Annotated in this window: 11 protein-coding genes; 7 read left to right on the top strand and 4 right to left on the bottom strand. The window is 69.0% G+C overall.

The window, feature by feature from the left end; translation table 11 throughout:
• Positions 1 to 30 precede the first annotated feature (30 nt).
• Genes ABH927_RS22575 through thpR form a run of 3 tightly spaced genes read left to right on the top strand, consistent with a single transcriptional unit; the run spans position 31 to position 2295 of the window.
• Positions 31 to 474 carry a MarR family winged helix-turn-helix transcriptional regulator gene (locus ABH927_RS22575; RefSeq protein WP_370024251.1) on the top strand — a complete coding sequence of 148 codons (444 nt, stop codon included), beginning with the start codon at positions 31 to 33 and terminating at the stop codon, positions 472 to 474.
• Between the two features lie 5 nt (positions 475 to 479).
• The gene (locus ABH927_RS22570) at positions 480 to 1751 is read left to right on the top strand and encodes an MFS transporter (RefSeq protein ID WP_370024250.1); all 1272 of its coding nucleotides are present in this window, start codon (positions 480 to 482) and stop codon (positions 1749 to 1751) included.
• Positions 1714 to 2295 carry an RNA 2',3'-cyclic phosphodiesterase gene (gene thpR / locus ABH927_RS22565; RefSeq protein ID WP_370024249.1) on the top strand — a complete coding sequence of 194 codons (582 nt, stop codon included), beginning with the start codon at positions 1714 to 1716 and terminating at the stop codon, positions 2293 to 2295. The genes ABH927_RS22570 and thpR overlap by 38 nt, the downstream gene beginning before the upstream one ends.
• Positions 2296 to 2392: 97 nt before the next feature.
• Here the strand turns inward: thpR and ABH927_RS22560 are convergent, their stop codons facing one another.
• Positions 2393 to 3364, bottom strand: coding sequence for an aldo/keto reductase (locus ABH927_RS22560; RefSeq protein ID WP_370024248.1), 972 nt, complete (start codon positions 3362 to 3364; stop codon positions 2393 to 2395).
• Between the two features lie 152 nt (positions 3365 to 3516).
• On the opposite strand from ABH927_RS22560, the gene ABH927_RS22555 reads away from it, so the two are divergent.
• Complete coding sequence (locus tag ABH927_RS22555) at positions 3517 to 4569, top strand: hypothetical protein (RefSeq protein WP_370024247.1); 1053 nt, start codon at positions 3517 to 3519, stop codon at positions 4567 to 4569.
• A gap of 66 nt (positions 4570 to 4635) precedes the next feature.
• On the opposite strand, the gene ABH927_RS22550 is transcribed toward ABH927_RS22555, so the two are convergent.
• Entirely contained in the window at positions 4636 to 5031 is a 396-nt protein-coding gene (locus tag ABH927_RS22550; protein WP_370024291.1) for a CBS domain-containing protein, read from the bottom strand.
• A gap of 221 nt (positions 5032 to 5252) precedes the next feature.
• On the opposite strand from ABH927_RS22550, the gene ABH927_RS22545 reads away from it, so the two are divergent.
• Positions 5253 to 7919, top strand: a complete 2667-nt coding sequence (locus ABH927_RS22545) for an SCO7613 C-terminal domain-containing membrane protein (protein ID WP_370024246.1) — start codon at positions 5253 to 5255, stop codon at positions 7917 to 7919.
• Positions 7920 to 7927: 8 nt separating this feature from the next.
• Here the strand turns inward: ABH927_RS22545 and ABH927_RS22540 are convergent, their stop codons facing one another.
• Both ABH927_RS22540 and ABH927_RS22535 read right to left on the bottom strand, forming a co-directional pair.
• Positions 7928 to 8284: a hypothetical protein gene (locus tag ABH927_RS22540; protein WP_370024290.1), complete on the bottom strand. Its 357-nt coding sequence runs from the start codon at positions 8282 to 8284 to the stop codon at positions 7928 to 7930.
• Positions 8285 to 8582: 298 nt separating this feature from the next.
• The gene (locus ABH927_RS22535; protein ID WP_370024245.1) at positions 8583 to 8975 is read right to left on the bottom strand and encodes a hypothetical protein; all 393 of its coding nucleotides are present in this window, start codon (positions 8973 to 8975) and stop codon (positions 8583 to 8585) included.
• 692 nt (positions 8976 to 9667) lie between these two features.
• Here ABH927_RS22535 and lhgO point away from each other — a divergent pair.
• Positions 9668 to 10858 (top strand): L-2-hydroxyglutarate oxidase, encoded by a 1191-nt coding sequence (lhgO, locus tag ABH927_RS22530; RefSeq protein ID WP_370024244.1) that lies wholly within the window; start codon positions 9668 to 9670, stop codon positions 10856 to 10858.
• Positions 10859 to 10871: 13 nt separating this feature from the next.
• Complete coding sequence (locus ABH927_RS22525; protein ID WP_261586259.1) at positions 10872 to 11582, top strand: response regulator transcription factor; 711 nt, start codon at positions 10872 to 10874, stop codon at positions 11580 to 11582.
• The last annotated feature ends 285 nt before the right edge of the window (positions 11583 to 11867 follow it).

Genomic DNA, 11867 nt, shown 5'->3' with positions numbered 1-11867 from the left:
GCGACATAAAGTTAGCAAAGGTAATGACTTATGCTAACGAACACCGAGAACCTACGCAGCGACGCCGGGCTCGCATCCGCGTTGCGCGTCTCGCTGGCGCGGCTGACCAGGCGGCTGCGCAAGCAGAGCGCGCACCACTCGCTGACGCCCACCCAGCTCGCGACGCTGTCCGCTGTCGAGCGCCACACCGCGATGACCCCCGGCGAGCTGGCGGAGCACGAGAAGGTGCAGCCGCCCTCGATGACCCGGGTGGTCGCCAAACTGGAGGAGCGGGGCCTGCTGGAGCGCAGGCCCCATCCGACGGACGGGCGGCAGGTCACGGTGAGTGTGACGGAGCAGGGGGCGGCGCTGCTCAAGGAGGAGCGCCGCACCAAGGAGGCCTGGCTGGCCCAGCGCCTCAAGGAGTTGACGCCGGAGGAGAGGGCGACGCTGCGGTCGGTCGCCCCGATCCTGGAGAGGCTCTCCCAGATGTAGGGGGGATGTTCCGGTCGCTGCGGAACCACAACTACCGGCTGTTCGCGGCCGGTGGTGTGGTCTCCAACATCGGCACCTGGATGCAGCGGACCGCGCAGGACTGGCTCGTCCTGGAGTTGACCCACGGCAGCGGCTCCGCCCTCGGAGTCACCGTGGCGCTGCAGTTCCTCCCCATCATGCTGTTCGGGCTGTGGGGCGGGATGCTCGCCGACCGCTACCCGAAGCGGCGCGTGCTCGTCGTCGCCCAGTCGCTGATGGGCCTGCTGGCGCTCACCATGGGCGTCCTGGTCATGACCGGCTCCGCCCATGTGTGGCACGTGTACGCCATGGCGTTCACCCTTGGCCTGATCGCCTGCGTCGAGGTGCCGACACGGCAGTCCTTCGTCGTGGAGATGGTCGGCCGCCGGGACCTGCCCAACGCGATCGCGCTCAACAGCTCGACGTTCAACCTGGCCCGGGTCGTCGGACCGGCCCTGGCCGGTGTGCTGATCTACTGGATGGGCACCGGGCCGATCTTCCTCCTGAACGCGGCCTCCTTCGCGGCGGTGATCACCGGGCTGCTGCTGATGCGCGCGTCGGAGCTGCGCAGCCCCGAGCCCGTCCCCCGCGCCAAGGGCCAGCTCAGGGAGGGCCTCCGGTATGTCGGCACGCGCCCCGACCTGCTGCTGCCGCTGCTGATCGTGGCCTTCATGGCGATCTTCACGCAGAGCTTCTCGACCAGCATCGCCCTCATGGCCAGGCAGGTGTACGGCGCGGGCGCGTCGTCGTTCGGCATCGCCTCCAGCGCGTTCGCCGTGGGCGCCCTCGCCGGCGCGCTGCTGGCCGCGCGGCGGGTCAAGCCGAGCCGGCGGTTCCTCATCGCCGGGGCCGTGTGCTTCGGCCTCTTCCAGGTCGTCGCCGGGCTCGCCCCGGGTTACGCGGCCTTCCTGCTCATGCTCGTCCCGGCCGGGATGGCGATGATCACGGTGAACACGACGGCCAACACCATCGTGCAGCTCGGCGCGTCGCCCGCGATGCGTGGCCGCGTCATGGGGATCTACGTGCTGGTCTTCACGGCCGGCGCCCCCGTCGGCTCGCCGATCGTGGGCTGGCTGTCCGAGCTGGCCGGTCCCAGGGTCGCCGTCATGACGGCAGGAGGGCTGAGCGTGGTCGGCGTCGGCCTCGCCGTACTGGTGACGAGGATCGTCGCGGCGCGGACCGGGGTGCCGGCGGAACAGGCGCAGGGGGAACAATCGGCGCATGAGCAGGTTGTTCGTGGCGCTGCTGCCGCCGCCTGAGGCCCTGGCCGAGGTCGCCGCGGCGGTCGATCCCGTCCGGGCCCGCTGGCCGGAGCTGCGCTGGGTCGACCCGGCGCTCTGGCACGTGACCCTCGCCTTCCTCGGTGAGGTCCCCGACCGGGTCCTGCCCGACCTGCGGGTACGGCTGGCCCGGGCGGCCTCCCGCTACGAGCCGGCGACTCTGGCGTTCACCGGTTCCGGCGCCTTCCCTTCGGCGGCCCGCGGGAGGCTCTTCTGGCTCGGCCTGAGTGCCGACCCGCCCCTGACGAGGCTGGCGGGCTCCGTCGCGGCCGGCGCCAGACGGGCCGGAGCCGCGGAGACGGACCGGAAGCGGTTCCATCCCCACCTGACCCTGGCCCGTTCACCGGCCCGTTCAATGGCCCGCTCACGTAACGGCGACGACCTGCGGCCGCTCGTCGGCACGCTCAGCGCCTTCAGCGGGCGCGAGTGGGAGGCGGGAGCCGTACAGCTGGTGCGAAGCCATCTTGGTTCGCAGGTTCGGTACGAATCCATTGAGGCCTACCCACTCGGCGCCCGGTACTAGGCTCCAAGGCGTGGATCGTCCTCGTCGCTGGCTGCTGCCCACGGTGCTCGCACTGCTCGTGCTCATCGTGCTGGTCGGCGCGCTGCTGAGGTGACGGCTACCAGGCGTACGCCTCGGGGGCGGTGCCTCCGGGACCCGGGAAGATCTCGTCGAGACGGGCGAGCGCCTTCTCGTCCAGCTTGATCTCCAGGACGCGGATCGCGCCGTCGAGCTGCTCGATCGTGCGCGGCCCAATGATCGGCGCGGTGACGGCCCGCTGGTGGAGCAGCCAGGCGAGGCCGACGTTGGCCGGATCCTCGCCCAGCTCGTCGCAGAAGGCCTCGTACTGCTCGATCTTGTCGCGGTGCTTCTCCAGCCGGGCCACCATGTGGTTGGAGGCCGAGCGACCCTTCTCGATCTTCCTGAGCACGCCGCCGAGCAGGCCGCTCGCCAGGGGGCTCCACGGGATCACGCCGATGCCGTAGTCCTCGGCCGCGGGCAGCACCTCCAGCTCGACCGTCCGGGTGAGCAGGTTGTAGTGCGACTGCTCGCTGACCAGGCCGAGGAAGTTGCGCCGCTTGGCCGCCTCCTGGGCCTTGACGAGGTGCCAGCCGGCGAAGTTCGAGGAGCCGACGTACAGGATCTTGCCCTGCTGCCTGAGCACCTCCATGGCCTCCCAGAACTCGTCGAACGGGGTGTTCCGGTCGACGTGGTGGGCCTGGTAGATGTCGATGTAGTCGGTCTGGAGGCGCTTCAGCGAGGCGTCCGCGGCCCGCCTGATGTTGAGCGCGGACAGCAGGTTGTCGTTCGGCCAGTCGCCCATCGAGCCGTACAGCTTGGTGGCGATGACCGTCTTCTCCCGGCGGCCGCCGCCCTTGGCGAACCAACGGCCGATGATCTGCTCGGTGAGCCCCTTGCCCGCGTCCCAGCCGTAGACGTTGGCGGTGTCGAAGAAGTTGATCCCGAGCTCGTGGGCGCGATCCATGATCGCGTAGGAGTCCTCCTCGGTGGTCACCGGCCCGAAGTTCATCGTGCCGAGGCAGAGCTTGCTGACCTGGAGGCCCGTGCGGCCAAGTTGTCCATATTCCATACCGCCACCCTATGGAACGAGGGTCCGTGACGGGGCTTCGGGTGGAGTTCCTCAGTGTGCGCCGCAGCGCGCGGGGGGCGGGCATCGGGAATGATTGCCGCATGGGGACCTCGTGGGGGAATTCAAGAGCGAAAGCGGTACCGGTGAGGCGAGTGTCCTGGCTGACGGTGTCCTTGCTGGCCGTCGCGTCGGTTTTCTGGGTCCCGTTCGCCCCTTTGGCACCGGCGAGCGCGCGAGCCGATGGCGACCGGGTGCTCTTCACGTTCAAGGACAAGCGGATCACCGAGTCCAGCGGCCTCACGGTCTCTCCGACCCACGACGGCATCGTCTACACGCACAACGACAGTGGCGACGGACCGCGGTTCTTCGCCGTCGGCCTCGACGGCCGCACGCGCGCGACCTTCACGGTCGCCGGAGCCGTGGCGCGGGACTGGGAGGCCATGGCGTCCTCCGTCGATCCGCAGACGGGCCGCGGCGTCCTGTGGATCGCCGACATCGGCGACAACCTCGAAGGCGCGTGGTCCGACGTCTCGGTATACAAGATCATGGAGCCCCGGACCATCGCCAGCGCGACTCTCCCGGCGACGCGCTACCGCTTCCGCTACGAGAACGGCGCCCGCAACGCCGAGGGGATGATGGTGGATCCGCGCACCGGCAGGGTCTACATCGTGAGCAAGGAGTTCTCCGGGTCCGTCTACAGGGCGCCGGCGAAACTCAGTGCTGACAGGGTGAACGTCCTCCGCCGTGTCGGCCCGGCCCCCATCATGGCCACCGACGCCGCCTACGCTCCGGACGGGTCAAGCTTCGTGATCCGCACGTACTTCTCGGCGACGGTCTACCGCTCGCCCGGCCAGGTGATCGCGCACGTCACCATGCCCGCTTTGAACCAGGCCGAGTCGATTGCCTACACGCGCGATGGAAAGGCCCTGCTCACCGGCTCGGAGGGCGCGGGCAGCCCCGTCTACGAGGTGCCCCTCCACGCCGAGGCCCGCGCCCATCCGTCCCCCTCGGCCGCCGCCGAGTCCGCGCAACCCCCCGGGAACTCCGTGTCACGTACGGCGAAGCCCGGCACCACCCCCCATCCGGCCGCGGCGTCGCGGGAGGCCGATGACGGCCTTCCGGTTTCGATGATCGCCTTATGGGTCGGGGTCGCGGTGGGGGCGATCGGCATCATCTCCTTCATCGCCTGGCGAACCGCCCGCTGATCCTTCCATCGCCTCGCGAACCGCCCGCTGAGCCGGTCTCGCGGCTCTCGCCGTCCGTCTTGGCTGTCAGGCCCGCGCGTACACGCGGTGGACGAACTCGGCCAGCTTGCTGTCGGGCAGTTCCTTGGCCAGGTCGGCCTCACTGATCATTCCGACGATGCGGTGATTCTCGATCACGGGCATTCGCTTGATCTGGTTCTCCTCCATCTTGACCAGCGCTTCCTCGACGCTGGTGTCGGCGTCCACCCACACCAGCCCCCGGGCGAGCTCGCCCGCCGTGGCCTGGTTGACGTCCCCGCCTTCGGCCAGGCACTTCACCACGATGTCGCGGTCGGTGATGATCCCCTTGAGACGGTCGTCGTCTCCGCAGATCGGCAACGAGCCGACATTCAGATCGCGCATCATTTGCGCCGCTCTGCGGAGGGTGTCGTGCTCTCCTATGCACTCGGCCCCTTGATGCATGACATCCCGAGCCTTCTTGCTGGCTCCCTCTCCGATCATCAGTGCACCTCCGATCGATTGACCCATTGGGCCTTATGCCCGATTTGTGCGGAAATCACCGTGGGGTGAGACCGCCACATCCGGCGATCTCGCGTTGGGAAGGAGTGGTGAAGCACGTACTTATGAGTAACTAAGTAGCTCGACGCATGGCGACGATGATCAGACTGCGAGATCGTTCTGGCATGCGATTCGAGGGTTCCCCCCGGTGTCCGGATTGCGGCGAACCGCTGACCGGTCCGATCGGTCCGGGCGCCGCCTGCCCGGCCTGCGCCCTGCCGCTGGGCGGGCCCGTGGCCGCCGAGTTGTGGCAGGTGGACGTGGCGCTCGCCGACCTCAGGACGCGGGAGGCGCAACTCCTCGCGAGGCGGGAGGAGCTTCTCGCCACACTGCGGGCCGCTCGCGCGGAGACGGCATCGCCACCGCCCCCAGGGGAGAGCGCACTCCCGGCGGCCCCGATCCCGGTTCAGGAGCGGCCGAAGGACATTTCCGCGAAAGCCGTACAGAACCTGCTGCTGGGGCTCGGCGGGACCCTGCTCGTCGTGGCGGCGATCGTCTTCACGGTGGTGAGCTGGGGACACCTCGGCATCGGAGGTCGCGCGGCGATCCTGCTCGGATTCACCACTCTTGTCCTTGCCGCTCCGGTCTTCTTGCGTACGCGCGGTCTCGCCGCCACCGCCGAGACCCTGTCCATGCTGGGCCTGGCTCTGCTGTTCCTTGACGGGTATGCGGCCTGGCAGGTCGGCGTGGCCGGACTCGACGGCATAGATCCTCAGAACTATACGGCCGGGCTGATCGCCGTCGTCGCCGTGTCGTCCGGGGCGTACGGGCGGTTCAGCCGGCTCAGGCTGCCCGTCCCGGTGGCGATCGTGCTGGCGCAGTTTCCCCTGACGGTCTTGGCCTTTGATCGGCATGTCCTCTGGCTGCTCTGGGCGTTGATCGCCACCGCCGCCGCCGACGCGGCGGCCTGGGTCCTCTGGCGACGGACGACGCTCGCCATCTGCTTCGGCATCGTCTGGTCGCTCGGAGCGGCGGCCGGAGTGCTGGAGTCCCTGGAGACGCACGATTTGCCGGGTGCGCTGAAAGTCTGCGGCGTACTGGTCGTCGCCGTGGCCCTCGCGCTCTTCATCGCCGTCCGAGCGGCCAAGCCCTGGTCGCCGGCACTCGCGGCGGCGTCCTCGGTCACACTGATCGCGGCGCTGGCTCCTCCTGTGCGCGTGGTCTTGGAAAGCCGCTGGACGGGCGTTCCCGGGCCTGCCGCCGCCCTGGTCGTCGCGGTGTTGGCCGTCCTCGCCTCCTGCGCAGCGTCCGGTCTGGGTACCCCCGTTTCCGGTACGGCTTCGGCTGGCGTGCCTCGTGCGGGTTCCGCTTTCCGGGCCGTCGCCAGCGCAGTGGCGACAACGGCTGTGATCACGGCGGGCCTGACCGCGATGCCGGTGCTGGCGCCGGTGATGAACGCCCTCGTCGGGCCTCTGCGTTACCTGGGGGTCTGGGAAGGCATTAGGACCGGCGGCATTCGCGATGTCATGCTCGCCAAAGGGATGGGCGCTGGCGGGATGGACCCGGCGGGCACGGCCGCCGAGTGGGTGGTCGCCGGACCCGAGCTGGTCGTGCTGGCGGTGTTCGCGCTCGCCTGCGCCGTCGTGACGCTGTTACCTCTTCCCGGACAGCCAGTGGAACGGCAGGACGGCAAGCCGGACCAGGCCGATCAGCCGGTCCAATGGCGGAAGGTGCTGCTCGCGGTCGCATTCGCCCTGGGCGTGGTGACCGTGGCCGTCTGTCCAGTCGCGCTGAACCTGCCCTATGCCGCGGCGATTGCCGTACAGCTCGTGCTGGCAGCCTCTCTCGCCGCGATCTCGACGAGGGCCACCGTAAGCGCGAGGGCCGCCGCGGTGGGCGTTCTCGCGCTCGCGGCGGCGATGGAAGCGTGCGCGTGGGCCCTCGTGTCAGAGCCGGCGACCCTGATCGTGCTCGGCGTCCTCGCTGTGACGGCCGCCGTGACCGCCTTGGCCGCCCTGATGCCGGCCGCCGTACGCACCGGCTCGGCGGCGACGGTCGTACGCACCGGCTCGGCTGCGACGGCCACGTTGCTCGCCGGCAGCGAGGCGGTCGCAGCGTGGCTCGCCGCCGACCTCGACTCGCGATTCGTCACCTTCGTCCTCCTTGGAGTGGCCTGCGTGGCCGGAGTCGTCGCGCCGTTGCTCAAGACGGGTCCACGGGTTGCCGTGGAGATCTCGGGATATGTGCTCGGGTTGGCCGGATTGCTTCTCGTCCCCGACCTGCGGATGTTCAGCCTCGCCTGTGCCGTGGCCGGCGTCCTCGGTCTTGGTACGGCACTGCTGAAGGACCGGCGAGTGGCCGGGTATGTCGGCACCGGCTTCCTGCTGTCGGCCAGTTGGACCCGTCTCTTCGCGGACGGGGTCGACGTCGTAGAGGCCTACACGGTGCCGTTCTCTCTCGTGCTGCTGGTGATCGGCTGGTTGCGGGCGCGAGAGTCGTCGTGGCTGTCCTACGGCTCTGGCCTCGCGTTCTCCTTGGGGCCGAGCCTCCTGGTGGTCTACGCCCAGCCGGAAGGCTGGATCCGCCCCTTGACGCTCGGGCTGGCTTCTCTCGCGATCCTGCTGGCAGGTGGGAGATTCCGGCTTCAGGCGCCCGCCGTGCTCGGTGGGTTCACACTCGCCGCCGTTGCCGTACACGAACTCGCGCCCTGGATCACCCAGCTTGTGACGGCTGTGCCACGGTGGGTGCCGATGGCGGCGGGCGGCCTGGTGCTGCTCCTCGTCGGGGCTACCTACGAAGCCCGCCTGAAGGACATTCGCCGGATCCGGGACGGTATCCGAGCTCTCCACTAGTCACGCAGTCAGAGCCTCTCGACGAAATGCTCGCCACGCAGGGCGCGCTCGACCAACTCGATCGACTTGCCGAGCCCTACGAGACGGGGACCTTCGCGACGGTAGGTCTCCAGGACGGCTTCGATGGCATGGGGAGGGAGGTGTTCTTTAAGGTCGACGGCGGCTCCGCGGTAGCCGTCCCGAGCCGCCTCGATCGACGCCTGGACATGCTGCCTCGCCATCCGGGCCAGCGCGAGCGGGTGACGGCGCAGCACCTCGTAGGCGCGGTAGTCCGGCGGCACGGCGTCGAGCAACCATGCCACGGCCGAGGTCTCCCAGTCAGGGCTACCCGGCGGCCGGACCTCCGACGGCCATCCCGGTGGCATGTACACAGATATCACCATACCGAACAGAAGTTCGATCTCCTGGTCTCTCTGCGGCCATGTCTATCCGTGTCGCATGCTGTGGGTGACTGGTCCGTCGGAGGCGACTCGTTTTCTTCCAAGAAGGAGCGCCGGGTCGCCGCCGCGGCGCAGGCGCTGCGGGAGGGAGTCGCTGCAAGGCGAGGTGCTGCGGGGGAAATAGCAAACATATGTCTTTTGGGAGGGCTAAGGCCAATTTGGTACGGCAGGCGATTCTCTGATCGGCCGCCAAATTGGCGGCGATTGACGGGAATTGGCGGCGTTATCGCGGGGCGTTTTTGTCGGTGGTGGTTGGTAGTTTTACCGTGTGATTGTCGAACGGCAGCGAATCCCCGAAGGGCTGGCGCGGATGGCGCCCGGTCCTGGGCTGGCCGCCGTCCTGGACGGGTTGGATGTCGCCCGGTTGAGCGGCTACGACGCGGTGCTGGTGCTGCAAGCCTACGCCCGGCTCGAAGCGCACGTCCAAGCCCGCAAAGCCGCCGTCATGGCCGAAGTCGGCCTGTATGAGCCGTCCCCGTGCGATATGAAGAAAATGCCGCGCCCGGACAAATACTCCGCCGATGAGATCCGGGCCGCGCTGGTGTTGACCCGCCGCGCCGCCGAGCGTGAATACGTTTTCGCTTATGATCTGTCGACCCGCCTTCCCGCCGTCCACCGGGCCCTTGCGGTGGGGGTCATCGATAAAGCCCGCGCTCTGTTTTTCATGACTGGCTGGAGTGCGGACAGCATCGACGCCTCCGATGGCACGCGGGACGGGGGACGCGACCGCGTCTGCACCTACCCCGGCTGCCGCGCCCCCGCCAGCCGATCAGAGCTGGACCACACCCACCAGCACGGCCACGGCGGACCGACCACCGACGCCAACCTCGGCGCCGCCTGCGCACACGACCACGACCTCCGCGACCACGGCTGGCGCGTCATCCAACCCAACCCGGCCACCTCACCTGGATCAGCCGCACCGGCCACCACTACCCGGTCACACCACCACCCATCACCGAACCCCTCCCCGAACCGATCACCCAGGCCATCCCGGCCACTTCGGAGACCGTGTCGGAAAACGACCTTCCACTGCCCTCCACCTGGGAATACGGCCCGCTGTGGATGGAATCACGGCCTCAGCCCGGCAACGACCCTCCGAATAAAGAACAGGCTCCGCCCGGTGAGGCCCCTTCGGTCGGTGAACGGCCGTCGGGTGAACGGTCTTTGCCCGGCGACTGTCGTGCAGACCCGGAAACGGACATCCCGCCCTTCTGATACCTGGGGGAATTGACGCGTCGTGGAAATCTACGACTGCGAGACAATGGCGGACATGGTGCCCACACTTGACCGCCTGTCCGCCGTACTGACATGAAGATCGGGATCATCGGCGCGGGGATCCTGGGTCTGGCGGTGGCCCGGGAGATGGCGCGTACGGGCGCCGAGGTGACCGTGCTCGACAAGGAGGCCGAGGTCGCGGCCCACCAGACCGGGCACAACAGCGGCGTGGTCCACGCCGGGATCTACTACACGCCCGGTTCGCTCAAGGCGACGCTCTGCCGGGACGGCATGGCGATGCTGAGGGAGTACTGCTCCGAGCACCGGCTGCCCTATGAGGAGGTCGGCAAGCTGGTCATCGCCTCGACCCGCGCGGAGCGGGACGGGCTGCGCCGGATCGCCGACCGGGCCAGGGAGAACGGGGTGCCGGGCATCGCCGAGCTCGACGCGCTCGGCCTGCGGGAGATCGAACCGGACGCGGTCGGCGTGGGGGCGGTTCACTCGCCGCACACAGCTATCACCGACTTCCGCGCCGTAGCGCGCCGCTTCGCCGCCGACGTGGAGGAAACGGGCGGGTCGGTACGGCTCTCGCACCCGGTCCGGGCACTGCGGGAGACGCCGGGGGGTGTGGAGGTGCTGGCGGGGACTGCCCGGTTCAGGTTCGACCGGGTGATCTCCTGCGCGGGGCTCGGGACCGACCGGGTGGCCGCCATGGCCAAGGCGGGCGGTGATGTGCGGATAGTCCCCTTCAGGGGTGAGTACTACCGGCTGACCGAAACGGCGAAGGGCATGGTCCGGGGGCTGATCTACCCGGTGCCGGACCCCCGCTACCCGTTCCTCGGCGTCCACCTGACCCGCCGGATCGACGGGGAGGTGCTGGTCGGGCCGAACGCGGTGTTGGCCCTGGCACTGGAGGGCTACTCGTGGCGCGAGATCTCACTCAGGGACCTGCGCCAGATCCTCACCTGGCCGGGCACCCGCCGGATGGCGGCGACGCACTGGCGGACCGGTGTCAAGGAGGTGTACGGCTCGCTGGCGCGCAGGGCCTTCCTGTCGGCGGCGCGGCGCTACGTGCCCGCGCTGACCGCCAAAGACATCGTCAGGACGGAGGGAGGTGTGCGGGCACAGGCGGTGGCCAGGGACGGGCGGCTGCTCGACGACTTCGCGATCGACGCGCACGGGCCGATCGTCCTGGTCAGGAACGCCCCGTCGCCCGCCGCGACCTCCAGTCTGGCGATTGCCCGGCATATCGCGTTAACGGTTCGCTTACCAGGGACGTTCTAGAGTGCTACCTGCCATGGTCAACGCATCTCCGAAAGCCCGGCTGCTCATCGTCGAGGACGAACCGAACATTCTGGAACTGCTGGCCGCGAGCCTCCGGTTCGCGGGATTCGACGTGGACACCGCCTCCAGCGGAAACGCGGCGGTCACGGCGGCCCAGCGCCACCGGCCGGACCTGATCGTCCTCGATGTCATGCTGCCCGACATGGACGGCTTCGACATCGTGCGCAGGCTGCGCGGTGGCGGCACCCACACCCCTGTGGTCTTCCTCACCGCGAGGGACGCGACAGAGGACAAGGTCCGCGGCCTGACCCTCGGAGGCGACGACTACGTGACGAAGCCGTTCAGCCTCGAAGAGGTGGTCGCCCGGATCAGGGCCGTGCTCCGCCGTACGAGTGGCGACCCGATGGCTGTCGCTCCCCGGCTGACCTTCGCCGACATCGAGCTGGACGAGGACTCCCACGAGGTGTGGCGCGCGGGCTCCGCCGTATCGCTGTCGCCGACGGAGTTCAAGCTGCTGAGATACTTCATGGCCAACGCCGGGCGGGTGCTCTCCAAGGCGCAGATCCTCGACCACGTGTGGGACTACGACTTCCGCGGCGATGCCGGAATCGTCGAGTCCTACGTCTCCGTGCTGCGGCGCAAGCTCGACAACGCCCACCCGCGGCTGATCCACACCCTGCGCGGCGTCGGGTACGTCATGCGAATACCGCCGACCAGCGCCTGACGCCCGTGTCGGGGCGGACGCCACTGCGGATCAGGCTCAGCGCGGCCATGCTGGCGCTGGTCGCCGTCGCCCTGGCCGTCATCGGAGTGGCCAGCGTGTCGGTGCTCCGCGACTACCTGGTCAGCCGGGTGGACATGCAGCTCGGCCTGGTGACCGCCGACGTGGTCAAGCGACTGCACCGCGGACCGGCGGCCTTCAGCTACCTGAGGGTCCCGCCGGAGGGCCGTGTGGAGATCCGCGACCGTGACGGAAGGACGATCCTGCTCCAGTCGGGGATGGCCGTCG

The sequence above is a fragment of the Planotetraspora sp. GP83 genome, from assembly GCF_041262585.1.
Taxonomy (GTDB): domain Bacteria; phylum Actinomycetota; class Actinomycetes; order Streptosporangiales; family Streptosporangiaceae; genus JAOEGB01.
Note: the sequence above shows the minus strand (reverse complement) of the source record. Positions and strands in the feature narration are given on the sequence as shown.

Bases quoted from the DNA above. Each gene is read 5' to 3' on its own strand.
- ABH927_RS22575 (WP_370024251.1), top strand. From the start codon at position 31: ATGCTAACGAACACCGAGAACCTACGCAGCGACGCCGGGCTCGCATCC.
- ABH927_RS22570 (WP_370024250.1), top strand. From the start codon at position 480: ATGTTCCGGTCGCTGCGGAACCACAACTACCGGCTGTTCGCGGCCGGT.
- thpR (WP_370024249.1), top strand. From the start codon at position 1,714: ATGAGCAGGTTGTTCGTGGCGCTGCTGCCGCCGCCTGAGGCCCTGGCC.
- ABH927_RS22560 (WP_370024248.1), bottom strand. From the start codon at position 3,364: ATGGAATATGGACAACTTGGCCGCACGGGCCTCCAGGTCAGCAAGCTC.
- ABH927_RS22550 (WP_370024291.1), bottom strand. From the start codon at position 5,031: ATGCATCAAGGGGCCGAGTGCATAGGAGAGCACGACACCCTCCGCAGA.
- ABH927_RS22545 (WP_370024246.1), top strand. From the start codon at position 5,253: ATGCGATTCGAGGGTTCCCCCCGGTGTCCGGATTGCGGCGAACCGCTG.
- ABH927_RS22540 (WP_370024290.1), bottom strand. From the start codon at position 8,284: ATGCCACCGGGATGGCCGTCGGAGGTCCGGCCGCCGGGTAGCCCTGAC.
- lhgO (WP_370024244.1), top strand. From the start codon at position 9,668: ATGAAGATCGGGATCATCGGCGCGGGGATCCTGGGTCTGGCGGTGGCC.
- ABH927_RS22525 (WP_261586259.1), top strand. From the start codon at position 10,872: ATGGTCAACGCATCTCCGAAAGCCCGGCTGCTCATCGTCGAGGACGAA.